The following is a 23,349-nucleotide window of genomic DNA, read 5'->3' as shown; positions in this document are numbered from 1 at the left end:
AGTCTCAATGAATTTGATTAATAGGAGGGGCCGCATATGCACCGTTTAAGTAAAGGGTATCATTAATACATGGAATTCTAGATGTCTTTATGTACTAAAAGGTCAGTGTTCTCATGAACAGTTAAAATTTGAACATTGGCAGAAAGTCCAGCTTGACAGATAAGTACTTTTATTTCGTGGTAATACAAAAAATAGTTTCATTTAAATTCATCGATTATCAACGGCTAGCATTGTTTAATATTAAATTTTCAGTCATATCAAGCCAAAGAAGTCCAAAATAAATGAAGGGCTTAGTTTTCATTTGATTGCATTTGTTTTGTTGGTTAAATTTAATCTCAGGTTAATCGCAATTATCACTAATGCAATAGAAAATGGATGCAATCATATACAAAGCTGCACGTATCGTTTATTTTCTAAATATCAGGATAAAAAGATTCTTTCACCGGAGGATCTTTCATTCTCAAACTTCTATGTTCGTGTTTATTCTGGCATTTACTTTTTCCGTTGGCCTGATCGGTTTATCTGGAGCCGGTTTTTCTATCCAAAAAGCTACGGTTTCTTCAGCTGTTTTAACGCTGGCCTTATTTTTTATCTTGTTTTCGATAGGCGTATTCAAGGAGTCGAAACGCATGCAGGAAAACGAACTATGTTCATTTTTTCATTTCTCCCGCTCGAACATGAACGGAATAAAATTACAGCAATTAGGTTTTTTGGAATCTGACCGGGACAAGCTTAATTTACTGCTGAACAACCAACAGCCCAACAGTAAAATTGATTTTCTGCTGATATCGGATAACCGAATGGCGGCGGACTATAAAAAGCTATTTCGAATTCTTCACCTGCTTATTGAGGGTGGCATCGTGCATTTTAAAAAGGCGCAAAAGGAAAAGTTGTTCCGGTTGATTGAATCAACATTCACTTTAAACGGCTCAGAGGTTAACCGGGCCAGTTTAAACTCCCGTTTTTCAGAGTGGGTGAATGAAAAGGAAACGGAATTTTCCGAAAACCTGGAACCTTTCCGTAAAATTCTTAAGCGCTAGACGGTATTTTTCCCGTAATCAGCCCGTAATCCCGATTACCTTCTTGATATACCGATAGATACAGCCACATATTTGCTGATGAAAATTTTATGCCTTTGGCGTCATTAATCATCAAATATTGGCTCTATGGAAAATCAAACATTTCTTTCAAAGCAAGTTCTTAGTGAACTGAAGCAAATCAAAAGCCTGCTTTTTGAGAACAAGACCGTGTTGAACGTTGAAGAGTTGGCTCAGTATACGGGCCTGTCAAAAAGCAAGATCTATAAGCTACTGAGCAAAAAGCTCATTCCTACAGGTTCAAATACCAACATCCGGCAAAAGTTCTTTTACAAAAAGGATATTGACCGATGGTTGATGGGCATCTCAGAAGAAGATTTTGAGGCAGAGGAAACGTTTAACCAGCTGCTGTCCCGGAATAGAAAATCATAACAGCTAATGGCAGTCATGATGAAAGATAATCTTTATATCCGGGTCGGAACTTCTTATTTCAAAAAAGTAAAAGCACCCACCATTTCCGGTGACTTTAACGAGATCCTTGTCCCCTGGAATATCGATACCATTAAACAGGATCACGGGAAGAGCTTTGTCAGCCGGATTCCCAAATACGATGGTTTTACCTGTATTCCCAGCCATACGGATTTCAAACAGGTTTACTCGGGATTTTACAACAGGTATTCACCTCTGGGTAATCACCCCAAAGAAGGGACAATTGATGTTACCCGGCTGTTTGTCAAACATATTTTTGGCAACCAGTTTGAACTTGGACTGGATTATTTGCAACTGCTTTATCAAAAGCCGGTGCAAATACTGCCCATCCTTTGCCTGGTATCAAAAGAGCGATCAACAGGGAAAAGTACCTTCCTGAAATGGTTGAAAGCCCTTTTTGAAAATAACCTGACCTACCTGACAAACGACAGTTTCGGTAGCCAGTTTAATTCGGACTGGACCAACAAGCTATTGATTTGCATTGATGAAGTCCTCTTTAATAAAGAGGAACTGACCGAACGCATCAAGTACCTCAGCACAACCAACTACAATAAGCTGGAGGCAAAGGGAAAGGATAAGATTGAAGTTGAGTTTTTCGGGAAATTCATCCTCTGCAGCAACAATGAAGACAACTTTATCAAAATTGATGCGGCGGAAGAACGGTTTTGGGTGCGTAAAATTCCCAGGCTTAAACGTGAGGACACCCAGCTTCTTCAAAAGCTGATGGGTGAAATTCCGGCTTTCCAGTATTTCTTAAACAATAGAAAACTAATTACAAAAGAAAGTAGTCGGATGTGGTTCCCTCCATCCCGGATTTGGACACCGGCGTTGCAGAACCTGGTCAAACATAACCGGAGCCGGGTGGAGAAGGAGCTGGCCAGCATCCTGTTGATGGTCATGGAAAAATATGATCTGGATGAAATTGATTTTTGTCCATTGGATGCCATGTATGCCGTCAACCAGGCCAGGGTGAAAACGGATCTGACCCAAATCAGGCGTATACTAAAGAAGGAGTGGCGGCTGACTCCCAAAGAAAACTCTTTGTCTTATGAGAAATTTATCATCTGGGGCAAAGGGGAAATTAGCCGGGAAACTACTACCGGACGCTTTTATAGGGTGAAAAAGGATTTTTTACTGGAAAATTTTGATGAAACGATGAAAGAATAATCTATGCTATTGAAAATCAAAAATATAAATACTCATCAATTATTCATCACAAGCTCATCAAAATCAAAAATGATGAGCGATGCTTAAAGATCAACAATCAAAATGATGAGACGATGAGAAAACGATGAGTTCTAAGTGGCAGGTAGCGAGTGGTATATGGCATGTCTCATCAGTTCATCAAAAAAATCTAAGACATATTGCTGATGAAAACACAAAAACTACAATGTGACCAGGCACGTGATATGCTGATTACCGGGTTTCTGAGAAATGCCGGTTACCTGGCTTATCGCGAAACCCCTAAAGAAGCCTGGTACCTGAGTCCTCTCAGGGACGAACGTGTGCCTTCATTCAAGGTTTCCAAGATACTGAATCGGTGGTACGATCATGGCCTGGGGCGGGGCGGAAATGTCATTGACTTGGTCATCGAAATGAACAACCATTGCACCGTGCAACAGGCCTTGTCCATTCTGAGCAGGGATATTCCATCTTTCTCTTTTCAACAGCAAAATTCTTTTGCCGTGTTGAAACCGAAAGATGAAATCAAAATCGAAAAAGTACTTCCACTGAAACATCCGAAGCTGATAAACTACCTCAGCTCAAGGAATGTAAATCCACACCAGGCAGCCAGGTATGCCCGGCAGGTGTATTATTCGTTAAAAGGTTCAACTTATTTTGCCATCGGCCTTAAAAATGTTTCCGGTGGCTGGGAACTCAGGAATCCGTATTTTAAGAATTCCAGCTCACCCAAAAACTATTCATTGATTTCAAGAGCAAAGCAGATGTTATCAGTTACTGAAGGGATGTTCGACTTTTTTAGTTTGCTTACCTTGTATCCCGGCTTACCGCTGAAATCTGATTTTTTGATTTTGAATTCCCTCTCTTTCACAGAACGGGCCATGCCGGTTATTGAGAACTATTCCAAAACCTGCCTCTACCTGGACAATGACCCTGCAGGCAGGAAAGCCACTCAAAAGCTTCTGGAAAAGGTAAATGGCAGTGTGGATCTCTCCGGAGTTTACACATCAAAAAACGACCTGAATGAATTTTTGGTCAGCCATAGTAGACGGTTTCGCAGGCCCCGGCGGTAAGCTATTTCAAGATGTGTCTTTGTTGCACAAAACCATCTTGCTTTGCTCCTAAACTCGCAAAGGGAGAAAAATCTTTGATTTTTCACAGGGACATTAATTTTTAATAAGATGAGAACACAATACATTTCTTTTCGGGTAAGTTACATCGAGAAAAAGGCGATTGCTCTGGCGGCCAAAGAGACTGGTTTAAGCACCAGCGAATTTGCCCGGCGAGCTGCCCTGAATCAAAAAGTTGCCCTACGTTTCTCGCAGGAGGAACTGGAGGTTTATAAAAATCTGCATACGTATCACCGGAACTTTAAAACGATCTCTAACCTGATTAAAAGCCAGCACTTTTACAAAAACGACATGATCCTCCGGGAACTGGAAGAAGTCATTTCCCTTGTCAAACAACATCTTCAGAAATTTCAGCAATGATCGGGAAAGGCAAAAGCATATCGCATATCTCCAATGCGGTCAATTACGCAAGGAACAAGATCAAGGCAGAGGAGCTCAGCCGCAACCGGCTCGTTGGTGAAACGGGGACGGAGATCGCCAAAGAATTCTGGGTGTTCCAAAGCCTGAATGCACGGTGTCAGCGAAATTCGTTTTCGTTTGTCCTCAGCCCCTCTATAGAAGATGGGAACAGGCTTACAAAGTCGGACTTTATTACAATCGCAGACCAGTTTTTAAGCCAAATGAACCTTTCGGAAAACCAGAGTATTTCATTCCTGCATAAAGACAGGAAGCATGCGCATCTTCACATTTATGTGAATCGGATCAACACGGAAGGGAAGGCCCGAAAGGATAACTACATTGGTAAAAAAGCCCAACGTGTTGCTGAGCGAATTGCCCAAGAATGGAATCTGACAACGGCCAGGAAAGTGCAACAGGAGAAAGAATGCAGGTTGAGACGAACCATCGGCTTAGCTCACGATAAAATCTGGCAGTTGAAGCCGGATGATATCTTTGAATATGCCCGGCTTATGGAGCAAGAAGGCGTAACCACTCATCTGAAACAAGCCTCAAACGGTAAAGTCGTAGGACTTAAGTTTCAGGTTGGGAAAGATTCCATCAAAGCCAGCTCGGTTCACCGCGCATTGAGCGCCTCCAACCTTCAAAAAGCCATCAAGCAAAACAGGAGAACAAACCGTTACCAACTTAAAATCTGACAACATGAGAGATAATTTATCGCAACGCAAATTACTGGAAATCCTCACCAGTGAAATCGAACAACTTAAAGAAACTACTGAAAATGTCAAAGAGGTGGCTCCGGAAATAGCCAAACAGCTTGAGGAACTAAAAACAACCAAATTAAAGGTTGATTTGAATACTGGCAAATTAGAGCAAATACTAAAAGATCATGAAAACGTCTTGCAAAGGAAATTGGTTATTCCGAGATGGTTTTTAGTGCTGATTGGAGTGGTGGTTTTATTTTTGTTGATGGAGGTGATGTGGCTGCTTGTCAGGTGATTTTTTGGTTGCTTGAGCTATTTCACGTCATTCGAATATTCTGTTCAAATAAGGAAATGGACCAAAGAATAAAAAGTGTATGTCGCAAATATTTACTAGAGGTGCGACAGGGATCAATGTTTTTTTATGATGTAATATGCATATTGTAAGCAAATAATGTAGGTGGCGTATAGCACTAGGGGGCTCGCTGATTTTGCGTTTTGATGCAGCAACTGTGGTGCTCGTTGTGTAACTGGACAACTTATTTATCCAAAGGATTTGGAGTTAATGTATAAAAGGTGCTCCGCCCTCTACCGTTTCTTTGAATCAATTGCCTGGAGAGCAAGGATCCAAATATTTCTTTGACCTTAGTCTCTCCAAGTTCTAAAAGGCTAACAGCTTGCTTACGAGATATTTTTTCATTATCAAGCAGATACTCCAATATTTTCTTTTCTTCCAAACTTAATCGGTCGTAATCGGTCGTAATCGGTCGTAATCGGTCGTAATCGGTCGTAATCGGTCGTAATTGGTCACCGTCAGTTGGGTGCTATTTGTGTTTGATGATTCAGCTTTCGGACGCATGATTTCCACATTAAAGAAATCATTTTGCTCTTCGATTTTTGGAACTTCGAGACCATATTGTTTACATGCATTTATGATTCGGTTTATTCCACTTCCCCATTGTTCGATCAGACCAAGTTCTTTGAACGTGTTTGCAAGTACTCTGTTTCGCGTTTCGCTACGTCCATTGAATATATCCTCTATTGTGATGTTGTGGGGTAAACTCCCCGGAGAAACGACGTTTACGATATCATCATAAACACCGACTTTAATATCCCTGCCCTGTTTCACATAGTCACGATGAATAACGGCATTGACTAATACTTCACGTAAGGCGACCTCCGGAATTTCATAGGTTTCTTTTCGATATAATCCCTCTATTTCAGCTTTTAAATTGACGTGATTTAGTACAAAGTTTTGGGTATTTTCCAAAATTGAAAATAGATCTCCGCTATATTCTTTTTTGTCAATAAAAACATCCATAGTCGTGCCTTTAAATCTGGCACATTTCACAGTACAATGAGGGAACTCTCCAAGCAAGATCATTAGTGCATTGGTTGGATAATCGGTCCCATTGTCTGATTTTACAAGTCGCAGGTTTTTTAACTTTTCTTTATTCAGAGATTTACCAATACCTTCAAATCTTTTAATTAAAGGATTAATGTTGAGCTGATCGAATGTCACGTCGTAACAAATTTCTTCATCATAACTAAAATGGCGTCTTTGTCGTTCAAGTTCAGCAATGACATCCGTATCGGCAAGTCGATTTGTGGCTCCAATACGAATGTAGGTGCCTTGGGCTTTTCCCTGACTTTTTAAAAAGTAAGGCTTAAGATTACCACGTCCTATTTCAATAACAAGCAGAAGCTTATTTTCAATATTCACGCTGTATATCTCAGGCAGAATTCCAGGAGAGCAGCTATCAGAAATTATCGACGCGATTTTGTCCTGCATTTCAAATAATTCATTGTCGTCAATCCCAGTGATCTCCCGATTATCGTTCACTCCGACAACTAATTTTCCACCACTTGTATTGGAGAAAGCAATAACGGTTTTGGCAATGCTTTCATTTTTTGGCAAAAACTCTTTTAGTTCAAGAGTTTTACTTTCACCTTTTTGTATCTCTTTAGATAGCGTCATGGCAAATATAATTATAACCCATTAGCAAAAGTATCAACATTTCGGTAAGTCATTCAAAAATATATAAAAGAAGTTTTACCAACCTTATCACAAAGGTGTCTCCATTTGTCGAAAAACAAGCCCTCCGGGTTTTCAAAAGCTTCCGACATAAAGCCATTCATTCCAAAACCGGAAGAGTTAATTGCCGCCTACACGCAAAGCCAATTTCAAAAAGACTTAACCTCGTATACTTCGGTTAAAACTTTTTGAAATCTCACATCAACACTTCCACTTTTTCCATTCATTATTTATTTCTTTTCCTTTTGAAAATTTTCCGAAAATGTTGCTGGAGGTGTTTACGGGGTTGAATGAGATTTGGTGTTTTTAATCTAAAGAAAAGATAATTTTTATTTGTTGGAACACTGCTTCTACATCGATAGCCCCCACGCCCATTTGTTTAAAAATTGCATTGTCAGGCAATTCTTTGGAAATTGAGTCAACGAATGCCTTAAGATCGCTTTTTATTCCGGCCGGTAATTCAACCTTGTGCTCTGCTGGCAGAAGTACAGCCAATCGAAATATATCTGTTTTGTGTTTTCTGATATTCCGACCGTCAATTTTTTCACCCTCCAGTTTCCGTTGCGATAAATCCAGAAATGCTTTTGCTTTTAAGCAAATTAAAGCTTCTGTTCCCGCAAAGTGAGCACCTTCCTCCTTCTTGCTATTATCGATGGTGAACTTATAATATTCGTTATCCATCAAAATTGCCGAAAGACTTGACAAATCATCATCAACAGGAATAGGAGTCAACTGAGGCTCGCCTTCCAGATCCATTAAATCGGGAATCTTCGAAAAGAGTTCAATTTGAAGAGGGAAACCATTGGTTTTTGGCTTAATAAAACGATAGTATTTTCTTTCATCTTCACTTTTTTCTCTCCGCTCATAGTCGCCATCATTGATGAATTTCCAAAACTTTTGAACGAAATCTTTAGATAAAGCTTCGACGATTAATATTATATCGATGTCTTTAGTAGCTCTGGCTTCAAATCCGGCATTGTCAATAATTACATCGCATGCTGTACCTCCGATAATTATATAATTTTCAGAATAGTCTTTAAAATACTCTTTGAATATTTCCAGCCCTCTAACCATAAATATATTTCTCTTTTATTTGTTCCAATGCCAGTTCAATCCTTTCATCCGGCGTACTTTTCAAAGTCAAATACAAAGACAAGGGATCAACTGTCTGCTCAGTAAAAATTGCTGCATCCACTAAAGCCCCTGGATTATATTTCCAGACTTCTACACAATAGTTTCCTTCTGTAGGATTGGCATTTAGAAGCAAGTTTTGTTTGTTCAATCTATTGTATTCTGTTCTTCCTATAGCCACATAATTTTGTCGACTCGGATTCATATCTGAGTATTCAGGTAAGGCAGATGTGTTGCAGTCCCATGTTTTTATACCTGGAGGTAATGAATCGATATAAACACGTTTAAACACCGGATAATTCCAGAAGTCATTTTCATCAATTTTTTCCCAAAGCTTTACCTTATCGTAATTGAATTGAACGAATTTTTCTTTTTCACCAGCAACTGTAACTAAATCAAGTACCTGAAGATTCTCAACTGCTTTGCTAATTGCCATTGGTGAATAATTCAATTTAAAAGCTATTTCTTTAAAAGGCTTCTGCTCAATATCCCACAACTCGCTTAATCCTAAAATCTGGTACAGTACAATAACTTGTGCCGATGGTATTAATTTCTGATTTTCTTTAAATGAGCTTTTTGTGGTGTCACCGTCTTTTAAGTCAACCAACATTTCTGGCAAAAAAACTTGTTTCCCTGGCACAATAAAATTCACTTTCTTTCTTATTAGCCTGATACGGTTATATGACACCACATGGTCGAGTAAAAGAACTACGGTTTTATTGAATAGATTTCTTAGATTTCTTATCTGCTTTTCTGTTTGGGCAACTGATATATTTTCATCATCAATAAGTTGTGCCAATACCAACTCTACTCCTAAAAGTCTGGTTGTATAAATCCTATACAATTGGTTTACATACATTGGAAGCTTTGCTACCTCGTGTTCAGGTAACCGGTTCACAACTATTGTTTCACCTAGTACTTCCTTTATATATTCCTGAAGAGTTTTCATGATAAACTTGATTTTGCACAATAAATCCACTAAGTATATTGTGCAAATGTAGGTTTATTCTATTAATAATCAAACAACAATGCATTTGCTGGCTGAAAAACCTATATGCTCACTAAACTCAACATAACCAAGCTGGCAGGTAAGTAGTTTTGTTTTTCCAACCATAAAATCAGAACCATTCTGATGATGGTGCCCAAATATCCAGAAATCAATATCTGAATCCGTTATTAAATCATGTAGCTCAACAGCGAAAGCCGCATTTAAGATACTGCCATTATATTTTTCGTGATAATTCTGCATTGTTGGAACATGATGAGTTACCACTACGGTTTGCTCGCAATTATTTTTAGATAATTCTTGCTTTAGGTAACCCAAACAGGAGTTGTGTATTTGATTATAATCATCAGGGGCAAATACACGACCGTTGTTTTTTATTACCCTGAAATCGGATAATTGTTGCTGTATTGCAAATTGATTAAAATCTGACAAAGCAGTCCACAGAGTTGTGAAAATTAATCTCACACCATCATGTACAAATGAAGTATTGTTAACCAAAAGAACATTGCTGCGTATTTTTTCAACGAATTTTCCCGAACGTTCTCCTATCTCGGAATAATAATATTCATGATTTCCTGGCACCCAATATGTGTAGCGAAAATTAGATGATACATAATCCCAGAAATCATTGTGCTTATCCATAATCTTAAAAGGTACAATGTCACCAGCCAATACAAGAATATCTCCCCCTGGCGTTATTGGGTTTTTCAATAAATACTTCTTATTCTCTGGAAATTCCAAGTGTAAATCTGAGCAATATTGTATTTTCACGTGATTAAAATTGTTTATTTTCAGTGGTACCACTATGGAACTCGCATTTTAACTACTTTCTTATATGCGAAGTACTTCCATGCTCGTTTCATCAGTGTAAAAGTATTCTTATTTTTACAATAATACCTCCATAGCTTCATCCACCAGTGTATTATCCAATTCTTTAAGATAAGCTTGTGTGATGGCAATATTTTGGTGTCCCATGGATTCACTGATAATGTCTGTGGAGATGCCCTTCTGTTTTAAGCTGTTTGCATAACTGTGGCGGGCAACATAGCTCGATAATGGTTTGTCAATACCACATAAGGATGCAATTTCCTTTAATCCTTTATTATATCTTTTTAGGATTTTTCTTTTCCGGTTCTCTAAGTGAGAGAAAGTCATGTCCTTTTCGAGTAGTATTGGAAAGACGTAATCCGTTTGATTTCGTTTTCCTCTATAGTAGTTAAGGATTTCTTGAACTGGAGGTAGAATCTTTATTTGAAAGTTCCTTTTTGTTTTGGAACGGGTATAATAAATTCGATCATCCGAGACATCTTTCCATTTAAGGATAGCCATATCTGCAAAATTCATTCCCCTTGTGTAAAAGCTGAATATGAAATAATTCCTGGTATCAACCAAAATAGGATGTTTGCTTAAGTCTAGTTTTGCAATTTTCTGAATGTCATCCAATTTTAGAGCCTTTTTGGCTCCCTTACCTTTGAGTTTTGATACTTTATAAGATTTAAATGGATAAATGGCTTCTTTTATTCGGCCTCTTTTTATTGCGGCGTTAAAAACAGAACGAATAGATCTCATTTTAACACCAATTCCACCGTCAGTACCCCCTCTTGAGCGTAACCATGATTCATATTTTTCCAAAAATTCGGGTGTGATTTGATGAAAGATCAGCTCTTTGCCCTTGGAGAACTTTTTAACAGAGACAAGAGTGTCAGAGTGAATTCTGGCATTGCCAGTTCTGCCGGCTAATTTTTGTTCTGAGATTATCTCTTCCCAAAATGGATATATCACCTTATTGGCAGGATTGGTTTCAATGCGTAAGGCATTCTCAACATCAGACAAAGTATAATCGGATTTATTTTGTTCCAGATCAGTAACAATATTGGTTGCCCGGTCGATAAACTTTAGAAGCAGTCTGTTTTTCTGTAAATAATCTGAAGCGTGTTTATTGAATTTGCCTTGTTTTTCATCCCATTCCCTTTCTAAAGAAGTATAAGGAGTGCGAAAGAATATAGTCTTTCGGTCTTTAGTAATTCTTAGATAAATGGGATATTTACCCGTAGATAATTTTTTCTTCCTTAGAACTGTCTTAAAACTAATCATTTGGGATGAATTTTGGGTACAACATAGGTACAACAAATAGTCTAATAAAGGTAAATAAATAATAATTTATCACAAAGTTACGTTTTTTAAATGCCAGAATATCAGCTACATGAAGGGTTGTGACGTTAAATGAAAGTCAAAAAACACTTGCTCATAATCAGGTGGTCCCTGGTTCAAGCCCAGGTGGGCCCACTTAAAAACCAGAGAGCTACAACTAATTAGTTGTAGCTCTCTTTTTGTTTGTCACAATTTGCACACAGATTGCAGCTCAATTTGGGCTCAGTTCAATATTGGAGTGGTTAAGAGATAAGATAGTTTATTTTGTCGTGTACTTAGTAAAATCAGTTAATTTGGTTGAATATGAATGGCCACTCCTCCACTTGCCTGCAACTCGAAATTTAGGGTACTCTTATTATCTACTTCTTGTGTATTAATATTCACATTAGTTCGACTATTCAGGCTCATATCGTCATAATAAATGGTTGCCGTATAGCTTTTCCCGGGCTCAAGATATGAGCAGGGAATTTGAATGTTGCGGCCGTCATTGTTTGTTATTGCACCAACATACCATTCATCTCCTGAGCGACGTGCAACCGTAATGTATTTGCCAACTTCACCGTTTATTACTTTCGTATCATCCCAAACCGTTTTTACCGCGTCGAAAAAGGCAATCTCTTTTTCGCCTTGATAAGCAGACGGTTTATCATACCAATAAAGAAACTGCAATGGGCTATAAAATACAACAGACAAGGCCAACTGATGAGCATGTGTTGTTTTTATTCGATTGTTGTAATAGCAAATAGTATAATCACCTGCACCAGCAAGGAAACGAGTGAAAGGGAGTGTGGTATTATGCGTTGCATCCGGCATTTCCTCGTTTCCTCGAATGCCTTCCTGCGTCATAAGATTTGGGTAAGTACGACTAAACCCGGTTGGACGGTATTCATCGTGAATGTCGATCATCAATTGATACTTGGCAGCTTTTTTTACCGCCTCGTGTAACCAGGTTGTCCAACGGTTTGAACCGATGTGAACAAATCCAAATTTAACGCCCCTTACTCCCCATTTCCGGCATTGTTCAAACACTTCATCCAATCGATTAGTTAATGCGCGTTGATTAATGTAGTACATTATACCAACACCTTTGCTTGCCCCATAATTTACCAATTCATGGATATCCAAATCCCTGCTCTCATCAACCGTTGTAGCATCCGAAGTTACGTCCACTTCCGAGCCATACCAGCCGGCATCGAGATGTACATACTGAAGGTTATGCTCCGCAGCAAAATTAATGCATGCTATCGCTTCCTGAGTTGTCAGGTTCGATCGGATAACCTTTCCTGGTTTTATCCACGAAGTATTTTGGATTTGATTGGGTTTATTCAGATTTAATACAATGTCGTTATTTTCTAATAGTTCTCCGGGTGTATCTGCCGCCATAATCACTCTCCAGGGAGTTGAATAGGGGCGGGTAGCGTCAACGTTGCTATACATAGACAGCTTAATGGTATTTGCTTGATGATCATCCAATACAAACTTTCCTCTGCTATAATCAACCATTTGTGCTTCAAGTAGAGCTACATGTAATCCGCATTTCAAGTCCAACGTTAATGGTCGTTCACACTCACCCGGCCAATCTTCTAAAGGCAAATAACTATAAGGCCCCTGGGCCCAGCGTTCATAATAAGCCATAGTACCTTTGGGTAAGGTGTAGCTGGTTTGTTCTCCTTCGATATGTAAAAAAAGGCCATTTGAAGTTTCAGGGAAATGATAAGAGAAGGCAACTCCTTCATTATAAGCCCTCACCAAAAGATCCATATTATAACTCCGACGTTTATCGTAAAACGTTCCGGCATAACCTTCTTCCAAATCACCTTCCGTTCCAAATTTGTTGAAGTGAATCACCATTTCATTATAGTGGTTTTTGACCACGTTCCGTTCTCCATAAACCGGCTTCCAGGTTTCTTCAACCGAATTTCTCTCTACACCTTTAAAATCCAGGTTCTCGCACCACAAGTCACTGGGATCGTTTTCTATTGCCAAAGCCGACTCAAACAGGTTATTTTCTATAATTACTCCCAATTCTGATTCTAAAATGACAGGTTTACCTTCAAAAGAAAGCTGATAATACATTTGCTTTTTCCCATTGCGATCACTTTTCTGGAAAAACTCAAATACAAATTTTTCGTTTGGTGATTTTAAAACCTGTTTGGTGGATTCAATAATTTTTTGGGCATTTGTTTTACTGCTGAATATTAGCAGGACTATAATGATGGCGATATTATATTTTTTCATAGCTATTTAATAGTTGTTTTGATCCGTTTTGTTTGCAAATCATAATCACCATGATAAGTCTTATTATTGACTAAGATTGATGACTTATTTCCTGGAGAATACAGGCTAAAACTGGTTATTGGTTGCCCTTGAAAACTGATATTTGCTTGTCCGTTAAAATCCTCGACCAATGCTGAATATTTCGACAATGCATGCACCAATACCTGCCCATTACTCCTAACATAACTACCGTGGCTTAAAAACAAATCTTTTACGTTTTCTACCTTTGTTTTATCAGTCCCTTCATTAAAGGTTATCGCCATTATGTATGCATCGGTTTCCCATCCGTTGATACTGATAATGCTGTTGCGGTGTTTTAATCGTCCATCTGCTAACAGGTTGAAATAGACCTCAGTTATTTCCCCCTTTTGCGTGATGCGGACACCTAAGAAATCGTTTCCCTGGAAACGTTCAATCAACGGTAAATTAGTTTTGTTTTCTTCATTTTTAAGGATTATAGCAGACAGAAACTTGGTACGGCTTGTTTGCTCAAAATGACTAATTGACCAGTATGCCTGGCTTGTATTGCGATCTTTATATCCCAACTTTTCAGTTAAGCGCATTTTCTCCGGGAAGTCATGGGGTAATCCTCCATTGGGAAATGTTTCCGGAAACAGCGGGCGAACAAGCACCTCTGCGTCACCATCTTTTATTGATAAATCAAGTCCCCGGCGTTCTGAGTCCCCTTCGTAGTGTAGCAACCACTCAAATTGTCCCGGTTCGTCAGCCAATAAATCATCGAATACCAAGATAACATCACCTATCCAAATAAAGCTACGGTAGTTTCTGGAAAGAAGATGTGAGTAAGGTCCGGTTGCATCGGCCAAAAGATATTTAAAATCACTTGTGCCAATTAAATTATGAAGGCTCCCAGGGTTTACCACGCCAAAATACGGGTCTTTTTTTCGCTGCCCTTCACCGTTAAATAACACCACGTTGTGGGCTATACTCTGGCAATCATATTTTGTGTAAAGCGGCGAACTATACCCCGAATGCCCTGAATCGATAATCAGGTTTTTTCCCTTATGAAAAAGGATGTACGATCCGGCATCGGCATGTGTATGATTCCAGGTAAAACCCGATTTAACAGCCAAAAATGAAGCATCCTTTTTCCATGAATCACGTAACATTGCCCAACCCATGTCCGGGAACAGTTGCATTGTAGATAATTCCGGGCTATAACCTTCTTTCAGCTCCGGAAGATCGGGATTAAGAATAAGGCCATTTGCTGTACCAACTGTTAATCCCTCTCTGTCATCGCCATGATTTGTTTGTTTAAGGTACCAGGCATAACGGTCTTTTTGAATACCTAAGTTCCAAAGTAAAACCACACATGCATTTCCGTTTCGATGAGCACCGCCATCGCCAAAATTAACGGCAATCGGCCCATCTTCAGAATAATAAGTTGTCTGAATAAAAAAATCAGCCATAAGTTCCATTTGAGGAATTGCAGGCAATTCTACGTTTGGGAGTACATTTTGATGAGCCAAACGAAAAAGCAGATATTGTGAAAAACCAAAGTTAGCGTAGTTAATGCTTTCGTAAAATCCGCCATTGCGATCGAATGATTTGGGTTTATTTTGCAGAACGCTTCCAGCATAGTTAAACCACTCAACAGAATATGCTGAAACTTCTTTGACCCATTGCCTTGCTTCAGGAATCTCATCTCTTACTGCCAGGGCGGCAACCCCTGCCATATCTACGCAAGCACTCCACCAGTTGTGCCCCATGGTATCGAAAGTGTGGATGCTGGAATCGGCATTCAACCAATCATCCATAGCTGGTTGAATTCCCAGACGGACTATTCCTTCAGCAATCTGGCGACGCTCTTCAGGGTTTAAAAACTCGTAAACACAATCAAAACCAATAGACACATAAAACGTTGTATGTGCGGTACCCAAACCACCTTTCCATGGCGGAGTGCGTTGCAGTAATTCCCGGCCTTCCCAGGTTTCCCTGCTAATAATTTGTAGCAACGTATGCTTTATACGTTTGGCAAATCGTGTATCCCCTGTAACCCGATAAACTAATCCTAGAGTCTGCAAATCCGGTGCTCCGTTCTTGTCTTTTTCCAACAAATCTTCAGCTGTTTCCAGCTGTTTTATCCATGCCTCTTTCACCTCTATATTAGTTTCTATTTGCTTTTTCAGCCGGGCAACATTGGCATCAGTATGTAGTAAATAACTACGTCCGTTTGCGAATATGGAAGAGCCCGTAAAGCATACGATAACAATCAGTAGTATTCTTTTTATAAACAATCTCTTTTGCATTTTATCAGGCTTTCTCTATTTCTATTTGAAATCTACTTGAACAGCATGCTCTCCAATCTTAATATTGCCATCCGTAGCATTACTGATCAGTTTCCCGTTGATTTTTAATCCTTTAATTTGAATATCCTTCACGAGGCGCTCTTCATTATAACCAAGGATAATTGACGGATTAGCTCCCCAACCATTGTATTCAATATTTTCCAACGTAATATTTTCAATTCCCCGGCCAGAAGCCGAGCTGTATTTTGGATTAAATACAACTCTGAAATGAAATAACTGTCCTTCCTGAAAATCTTCTATACGGATGTTTTTGTAGCTCACATTCCTAACCAGGTTATTATCTGCGCACGCTATCGACAAACATCCCTGATAATTTCTGTCATCTTCATCGTGTTCCAAAATATCAATATTGGTAAAAGCTATATTTTCAATGGTATCACCACCAGCTTCTGCATTTCCATGCCCCCCAATATTTATCGGATGCGCAATGTCGGCCCAAAGTGTTGAATTTTTAACCTGATAATTTTGTGCATTACCATAAAACTGCCAACGGTGTCCGTAAATAGCAATACAATCGTCGGAGTTTCGCATAAACACATCGTCAATTACAACATCTGAGCACGCCATAAGGTCTATACCATCGCTCCAGCCCTGGTTGCTAAACGATTTGATATTTCGCACAGTCAAACCAGTTGTTTGACCTCCGTATATTGTGTAATGTTTTGGGTTAATAAAAATTGGTCCATCAACGGTTACATTTTGCGAATGCCGGATTTCAACTCCCCGTTCAGGCTGAAAGACAATTCCATGCCCGACTATTCTAACATCATGTGCATTATCAACTAACAATTTGGCTTTTATAACTGCACCACCATCAATAAATACTGTTTTATCAGAAGGGATGTGAAATACATCGCCAGGCAGATCCTTCGGTTGATGAAGCCCGGGGCCAAAATAAAGCACGTTTGGATCATCAGGATCGGGCTTGTTGGTTAATACAGCATTGGCAAAAATGTGCAGATTTTGAAGTTTATCTCCATTAACTTCAAGCGATATCTTACGTGGTTGATCGAGCGTGAAAGTTATGATTTGCTCCTGCACTTTTGGCGTAATCCCATAGGACAACGGACGGATCTGCACTGCGTTCACCAATCCATTATTCTTTCGAACCTGCACTTCAACCATTCCTGTAAAATCGAATGAAACCATCGACGCAGTACTTTGGGTATCCATATCCACCCCAACTTTATACTCATATAAATCTTTCCAATCGCCTCCGGGAATGCGAACTTTAACGGTAAAATCATCGTTATGCGCAGTATAAAACAACTCTTGCGGCACTTCGTAAGTTGTTAGCTCTTGTGCTTGAATAAGTGAAGCAATACTGATTAAGAATGTACAAATAATATATTTCATGTCGTTTCCTTTTTAGTGAACAAAAGGTGCTACCCCTTGAGGTTTAACGTTTTTGATGATTCCTTCCAGATCAAAATTTAAACTATCGAGGCAAAGTTGTCTTAATACATAGTCTTCATTCTGCGGAAAAATACGATGATAGAGAATATAATCCTGTCCATCGTGAGAAAATACGCAGTGATGACCGGGGCCATAAGTTGTACTATCGGCCGAGGTTTTGAGGATAGGACTATTGGAACCTTCTTCAAATGGGCCCCATGGGCTTTTTGCGGTGGCATATCGAACATTGTAGGTATGATCAATTGCTTTCCCGTTAGAATACATCAGGTAATAGATTCCATTCTTTTTCATCATAACCGGTCCTTCAAAATAATTAGGAGGTGTCACATCTGTTGGCTCTTTCAGAAAATCAACCATATTCGCTGCCAAAGGAACCATAAAACATTTGCCATTCACCCAGTTTAAGCCTGATCCCCAATAAAGGTATGCCTGATTATCGTCATCGATAAAACATTCTGCATCAATCATGTGGTACCCGGGAATCGTATTACCCGGTATGAGCGGAGTGCCATCTTCTTTCGCATTCTTCCAGGGCCCAAGCGGATGCTCAGCGCTCCCTGCCCAAATCTCGTTACCAACTGAAACATACATATAAAACTTCCCATCTGTTCCTTGTACTACAGAAGGAGCCCAAACCATATCATTCCCGGAAGTAGTACTTGTACACGCTTCTTTTGTTGGCCAGTTAATATGCTTTTGTTCGAATTGTTGAAAATCGACCGTTTCGAAAACCGCCAATTCTTCGCCACCCCACGGATCGATGGTAGCATAAATATAATATTTACCGTCATAGTGCACTATCGTAGGATCCGCAAAGTAGCCCTCCATGATAGGATTGGAGATTCTTTTTGCTTCTTGCGGGCTGCAAGCCGATATGCCTGCAACAATCAAAATTAGCAACAACCAATTTTTAATTTTTTTATCGTTCATATTATCGTTTTAAGTTTACAATTGATTAGTTATCAGTTTTCATCCATATTTACTGTTACATGATCAAAAGTTGTCGTGTTTTTTGAATTACTATTTCGGGAACTTACTGCCATACCAGCAAAGCATTGTGAAGTCATTGTTATTTCAACCGAATCAACTTCGAACCATTTTTCACCATCTGATGATTCAAAAACGGTGAATGTGTCTCCGTTACGTTTTAGCCTAAACCAGGCAGGTCGCCAGGTATAGGTATTCCCCAACGTTGATGACATTTCAGCGTTGGTTGACTTTCGGTATCCCATTCGTGCGAAACGGCCTCCGCCTTCACCTAATGTCATTGTAACTACAGGCGAATTGGCATTTAAAGACTCTCTTATCATCAAGCCTGTTTTAGATAATGATCCGGAAATGTCACTTATTCGGCAGGTAATTTCAAAACCGCCTACTACGGGTGTATAACAGAATGTCGCTTTATCTTTATTTCCTCCAATCTGATCGCCATTCCCACTAACAATAAAAGTTGAACCAGCAACATTCGCATAATGGCCCGTTCCGGTTATGTTCTCGCCTATGTTTGCTATTTCCCAGTTATCTGGTAAAACTTTTGGAGCCATTGGTGTTGCAGTAGCCACAGTTGAAAAGTCGCCAGTTCCAGATTGATTTAGTGCAGCCACTTTATAATAATAAATCGTTCCATTTGAAATGTCCTTATCGGTATAAACAGTGTAAGTGTTATCCTCCCATAGAGCAATGGTTTGGAACTCCCCATTTTTACCCAAAGCCCTCTCAATTACATAGCCTGTTGCTGTATAATCTTCTGGTGCTTGCCAGGTTAAAAATACTTTACCGATACCTGCTGTAGCCTTTAATTCTGTAGGCATACCTGGCACAGGGAATGGAGGAAATTTAGAATCTTCCAACGTAAAGGTAAGTGTCCCATATCCAAAATGGTCTTTACTTCCGTGTTCGGGGCGCATCAATTCGGCCATTCGTTGTACGTTGGGTGCACTTAACCCTTGTCGTACAACGTAATGATTGTATAACATTTCCCAAACCGGACGATCGTCCAAGCGCCCGCGTCCGTTAATTGCCGGCCATTTGTGATTTGAAGGTTGACAATTATTATAGAATTGAAAGGGAACTTCCTGCATCTGATTATACTTTGCGGTGTATTCAGCACCTGCAAGCAAGCGATTATTGTCGTACCCGAAAAGATCAAGCCCCTGGTTCCAGGCAATCTGACAGGCAGTACCTAATAGCCCGACTCCCAATTGTGCATGTTCCTGATCGCGACCGCTCTCTTGCCATTGTCCAAGGTTTTCCTCGTGTATATGATAAACAGCGTGTTTTATACTGCCAGTACCTTTACCATTTTTAAAATATTCAACACCTTCATCGTAAATCGCCTGATTATCGCACAACACTCCGATCGCAATTAACGCTGTAATGTTATTGGCATCCCAATTTGCCCAATAATAATCGATACATGCTCCGTTGTGATTTATCAGAAAATCATGGCAAACCGGATAGAAATATTCGACCATCATATTTTTGAATCGTTCAAAATCTTCACCCGACCAGCCATCATAAATTCTCATTATTTCCGCAGCCATAGCTAATTCCGATATGCCGATCCCTCCCAATCCAACAATATCAGTATTGCCACCAGAAGGTATTTGATTGACAACAGACGAATAATCATTGAAAATATTGATCGCACATTTGGCATAACTCTCATCTCCGGAAACATACCATCTGATGGCATTCAAATAAGCTGCATGGGCATCTTTAGACATTAGTTGCCGGAGATTCATATTAGCTTGCGGAGATGCTTTATAAGTATTTTGAGCCAGGGGATCTCCATTCAAGAGTCTCCAGCCATCAATCCAGGGATGTTCCTTTTCTGCAACCTTTGATTTCATTCGGTCAAGATCGGCCTGAGTATGCAAGCCGCCAGGATGAATAAAAGTAGTTTGTGCATTCGTAATAAACATACAGCATATCAATAACGACATTAGTACAATTATGGGTAAATTGAGATTTATTCTTTTCATCTGTTAAAATTGTCTGTTACAGTATCCATCATATAAAATTTCTGATGAGTAAAACCACTCTCTTTTTTGTCGTATCGAATGGTGAAGATTCCTAACAGCTTCTTATTTCTTTGTTTCCGATTCAAACCATCTTTTGTGTTAGCAGCTCTTCGTATTCTTCATATTACTCATTCTTCTGTAATTCAGCTATCCTAAACCAATCAAAATCGGCGTATCCACCTGCCCGTATACCTGGATCCATGACGGCAAAAATGCCAACTTTTGCACCAATCCATAATTCAGGCTGAGCCTGATGTGGCGTGCCTATCTTTTTAAAATTAGTTCCGTCTTCGCTGTAACTGAAGGAACATAACCCCGGTTCAGTAACATCTACCCTGAAAAAAACCTCATTAGATGAAATACTGGCTACCTCTTCCAAATGATCATTGGCTGTGTACCGATCAATCATGCTACCTTTGTACAGTTCAACATTATAACCTTCCTTATCTTTTGCCAGAGCCAAATAAGCGTAATCGTTGCCCATAACGGTCAATCCGGCCTTTTTACTTTGCCACACCTCCCATTCCAAAGTTAGCTTTAGTTTTGTGGTAGCGGTAAATTCAGGTGCCGGAAATTTCTGCATTAACAGGTTAGGCACCATCCATAAAGGCGTTGTTACCTCAGGTTTAGGATACACCAACAGTCGTAAATAATCCTGCTCTGGTAATTGTATCTTCCATTTTATGGAATGATTGGCTGCCCATTGCCATTGCAGCCCCAGTTTTCCATCGCTAAACTCATCACTTGCGGCTGGGGTATTTATCAGAAAGTTTCCACCCACATCAGGTTTTTTATAGCTTAGTACCGGTTCGCCACAACCATCTCCATCGTTGTCAATTCCCATAACCGGCCAACCATCAATCCAATTAACGGGTTGAAGATGAAGAATTCGGCCATATGCACCTTTATCCTGAAAATGAATAAACCACGATTCTCCTGCCTGCGTTTCTACCCAAGCTCCCTGATGTGGCCCATTGATGTTTGTTTTACCCTGTGCCAATACCACTTTTTCTTCATACGGGCCATAAATATTTTTTGATCTCAACACCAGCTGCCAGCCGGTTGACACTCCTCCTGCCGGTGCAAAAATGTAATAGTAACCATCTTTTTTGTACAACTTAGGCCCCTCAACTGTATGATGATTTTCGTGTCCATCGAAAACATGCTTTCCTTCAGAAATAATTTTTGTGCCCTCCGCATTCATTTCCCAAATGGTAAGCACACTGTTTATATTGGCTCGGCTTGCTGCCCATGCAGTTACCAGGTACAATTTACCATCTTCATCCCAAAGCGGACTTGGATCGATGACACCTTTTGCTTCTTTTATCAAAACGGGATTGCTCCACTTGCCAAAAGGATTGTTGGTTTTTACCATATAAATTCCCCAATCGGGATCGCCCCAGTAAATATAATATGCTCCGTTATGAAATTTAAAAGAGGGAGCCCATACTCCTTTCCCGTGTTGAGGCACATCAAAATTCTCTTTATAATTGAGATGAGGCAAAGCGTAATTTACAATTTCCCAATTCACTAAGTCTTTTGAATGAAGAATAGGTAACCCCGGACTACAATTAAAACTGGAAGCTGTCATAAAATAATCATCGCCAACCCGCAGAACATCAGGGTCGGAGTAATCGGCATGCAAAATTGGATTATTATAGGTTCCATCTCCATTATCCGAGATATATACCGATGAAATATCATTAGCCTGAACATCAGAGCATGTTATTCTATCTTCTGTTCGGCTTTGCCGTTGACAGGCAACCAGCAGTATTAAAAGTATTCCGGCTATTGGCTTAATCTTCATTCAATGAATTATAAAGTGGTCATTGAAAATCAGTGCAAGCGTTTGCCGGCATTAATTTTCTTCAGTCTCGTTAATGCCTCAATGTAATAATAATCGGCATAAATAATAGAAGCATCAATCTCACTCCCATTTGGATAATGGCCTGTTGAGTGCATCAAAAAAGCCTGGTTTTTACCGTTTGCCAAATAAGCATCTGTAGACAGGATTGAAAGCATTTTTATAGCTGCATTTTTATACCCGGCTTTAAGATTTTCATTATCCATAAAAGAAGATAATTCAAGCAAGGCCGATGCTGCAACACAGGCCGCCGAAGCATCTTTCGGTGCATCCGGAATTTTGGGGTCATCGAAATCCCAGTAAGGAATACCATCTTCAGGCAATCGTTCAAGAAACCGATCTGCTAACTTGGTTGCAAGATCGAGAAAACGTTCATCTCCGGTTTCACGATATGCCATGGTATAGCCATAAATTCCCCAGCTTTGTCCGCGTGCCCACATCGAATTATCGGCATATCCCTGGTGGGTTACTCCTTTGATAAAGTGCCCATCGATCGTGTCGAAAACAGCAACATGATAAGTAGAATAATCGGGGCGAATCAGAGTCGTCATGCATGTTTCTGCATGTTTTACTGCAATGTCGTACAAATGTTGACTACCTCCGTTTTTCGATGCCCAAAAGAGTAACTCCAGATTAATCATATTATCAATAATCGTGTTATGTGGCCAATTCATTTTTTCGCGCATCGAAGGCCACGATAGTATTGTTCCAACTTTCGAGTTATACAGGGTAGCCAATGAATCAGCAGAGGTCAGGATAACATCCTGATAAGCAGGATTCCCAGTTAAACGAAATCCATTACCATAGCTACTGTAAAGCATAAATCCAAGGTCGTGATTATCAACAGGCACCTCAAGAACTCCACCTAATGGTTCAGTAAAACCTTGCGCACTAGCAAGAATATCCGGGTTCTTCGATTCTTCATAGGCATACCATAATATCCCTGGCCAAAAACCACTACACCAGTCGTTTATCCCAACAAGATTCCAATCGGTCTGTCCAGAATATATATTCCGGGGCAAACTATCGCCACATGACATTGAGCTTAATGAAGCAATAACTTTCTCAACCGTATAGTCAAGCATCTGTTGTTCATCGAACTCCAACTTCTCGCGAGAGTTAGAACTACATGCCGACAAACAGATTAATACAATTATTGTATAAAAAAGGTTATTCATTTT

The 23,349-nt window shown here is 39.6% G+C and carries 20 protein-coding genes; 7 read left to right on the top strand and 13 right to left on the bottom strand.

The features are described from left to right. Positions 1-371 precede the first annotated feature (371 nt). The 7 genes from GR929_RS11170 (at position 372) to GR929_RS11140 (ending at position 5,233) form a co-directional block, all read left to right on the top strand. Positions 372-1,040, top strand: a complete 669-nt coding sequence (locus GR929_RS11170; RefSeq protein ID WP_159519773.1) for a hypothetical protein — start codon at positions 372-374, stop codon at positions 1,038-1,040. 126 nt (positions 1,041-1,166) lie between these two features. Continuing rightward, on the top strand, positions 1,167-1,469 hold the full coding sequence (locus GR929_RS11165) for a helix-turn-helix transcriptional regulator (RefSeq protein ID WP_159519771.1): 303 nt from the start codon (positions 1,167-1,169) through the stop codon (positions 1,467-1,469). 6 nt (positions 1,470-1,475) lie between these two features. Continuing rightward, a complete protein-coding gene (locus GR929_RS11160) occupies positions 1,476-2,693 on the top strand; it encodes a primase-helicase family protein (RefSeq protein WP_201300974.1) in 1,218 nt (405 codons plus the stop codon). A 203-nt stretch (positions 2,694-2,896) separates the two neighbouring features. Next, positions 2,897-3,781 (top strand): toprim domain-containing protein, encoded by an 885-nt coding sequence (locus GR929_RS11155; RefSeq protein WP_159519769.1) that lies wholly within the window; start codon positions 2,897-2,899, stop codon positions 3,779-3,781. A 108-nt stretch (positions 3,782-3,889) separates the two neighbouring features. Then, positions 3,890-4,198: a plasmid mobilization protein gene (locus tag GR929_RS11150; protein WP_159519767.1), complete on the top strand. Its 309-nt coding sequence runs from the start codon at positions 3,890-3,892 to the stop codon at positions 4,196-4,198. Further along, entirely contained in the window at positions 4,195-4,932 is a 738-nt protein-coding gene (locus GR929_RS11145) for a relaxase/mobilization nuclease domain-containing protein (RefSeq protein WP_159519765.1), read from the top strand. The genes GR929_RS11150 and GR929_RS11145 overlap by 4 nt, the downstream gene beginning before the upstream one ends. A 4-nt stretch (positions 4,933-4,936) precedes the next feature. Continuing rightward, a complete protein-coding gene (locus GR929_RS11140) occupies positions 4,937-5,233 on the top strand; it encodes a hypothetical protein (protein ID WP_159519764.1) in 297 nt (98 codons plus the stop codon). A 241-nt stretch (positions 5,234-5,474) separates the two neighbouring features. Here the strand turns inward: GR929_RS11140 and GR929_RS11135 are convergent, their stop codons facing one another. The 13 genes from GR929_RS11135 to GR929_RS11075 form a co-directional block, all read right to left on the bottom strand. Next, a complete protein-coding gene (locus GR929_RS11135; RefSeq protein WP_159519762.1) occupies positions 5,475-5,672 on the bottom strand; it encodes a hypothetical protein in 198 nt (65 codons plus the stop codon). Between the two features lie 2 nt (positions 5,673-5,674). Then, on the bottom strand, positions 5,675-6,913 hold the full coding sequence (locus GR929_RS11130) for an RNA-binding domain-containing protein (RefSeq protein WP_159519760.1): 1,239 nt from the start codon (positions 6,911-6,913) through the stop codon (positions 5,675-5,677). A 363-nt stretch (positions 6,914-7,276) separates the two neighbouring features. Beyond that, positions 7,277-8,044: a hypothetical protein gene (locus GR929_RS11125; protein ID WP_159519758.1), complete on the bottom strand. Its 768-nt coding sequence runs from the start codon at positions 8,042-8,044 to the stop codon at positions 7,277-7,279. Continuing rightward, complete coding sequence (locus tag GR929_RS11120) at positions 8,037-9,050, bottom strand: MarR family transcriptional regulator (protein WP_159519756.1); 1,014 nt, start codon at positions 9,048-9,050, stop codon at positions 8,037-8,039. The genes GR929_RS11125 and GR929_RS11120 overlap by 8 nt, the downstream gene beginning before the upstream one ends. A 69-nt stretch (positions 9,051-9,119) precedes the next feature. Then, positions 9,120-9,878, bottom strand: a complete 759-nt coding sequence (locus GR929_RS11115; protein ID WP_159519754.1) for a metallophosphoesterase — start codon at positions 9,876-9,878, stop codon at positions 9,120-9,122. Between the two features lie 114 nt (positions 9,879-9,992). Further along, a complete protein-coding gene (locus GR929_RS11110) occupies positions 9,993-11,201 on the bottom strand; it encodes a site-specific integrase (protein ID WP_159519752.1) in 1,209 nt (402 codons plus the stop codon). A gap of 345 nt (positions 11,202-11,546) precedes the next feature. Then, positions 11,547-13,496 (bottom strand): glycoside hydrolase family 97 protein, encoded by a 1,950-nt coding sequence (locus GR929_RS11105; RefSeq protein ID WP_159519750.1) that lies wholly within the window; start codon positions 13,494-13,496, stop codon positions 11,547-11,549. Between the two features lie 2 nt (positions 13,497-13,498). Beyond that, complete coding sequence (locus tag GR929_RS11100) at positions 13,499-15,805, bottom strand: heparinase II/III domain-containing protein (protein WP_159519749.1); 2,307 nt, start codon at positions 15,803-15,805, stop codon at positions 13,499-13,501. A gap of 21 nt (positions 15,806-15,826) precedes the next feature. Continuing rightward, positions 15,827-17,221 (bottom strand): glycosyl hydrolase family 28 protein, encoded by a 1,395-nt coding sequence (locus GR929_RS11095; protein WP_159519748.1) that lies wholly within the window; start codon positions 17,219-17,221, stop codon positions 15,827-15,829. A 12-nt stretch (positions 17,222-17,233) separates the two neighbouring features. Continuing rightward, entirely contained in the window at positions 17,234-18,211 is a 978-nt protein-coding gene (locus GR929_RS11090; RefSeq protein WP_159519746.1) for a family 43 glycosylhydrolase, read from the bottom strand. A 32-nt stretch (positions 18,212-18,243) separates the two neighbouring features. After that, on the bottom strand, positions 18,244-20,265 hold the full coding sequence (locus GR929_RS11085; protein ID WP_159519744.1) for an alginate lyase family protein: 2,022 nt from the start codon (positions 20,263-20,265) through the stop codon (positions 18,244-18,246). 163 nt (positions 20,266-20,428) lie between these two features. Further along, positions 20,429-22,111 carry a glycoside hydrolase family 43 protein gene (locus GR929_RS11080; protein WP_159519742.1) on the bottom strand — a complete coding sequence of 561 codons (1,683 nt, stop codon included), beginning with the start codon at positions 22,109-22,111 and terminating at the stop codon, positions 20,429-20,431. A gap of 29 nt (positions 22,112-22,140) precedes the next feature. Beyond that, complete coding sequence (locus tag GR929_RS11075; RefSeq protein WP_159519740.1) at positions 22,141-23,346, bottom strand: glycoside hydrolase family 88 protein; 1,206 nt, start codon at positions 23,344-23,346, stop codon at positions 22,141-22,143. Between the last annotated feature and the right edge of the window lie 3 nt (positions 23,347-23,349).

Source organism: Sunxiuqinia indica (assembly GCF_009847015.1).
Lineage (GTDB): Bacteria > Bacteroidota > Bacteroidia > Bacteroidales > Prolixibacteraceae > Sunxiuqinia > Sunxiuqinia indica.
The sequence above is the reverse complement of the archived record's forward strand: the minus strand, read 5'-3'. Positions and strand labels throughout refer to the sequence as shown.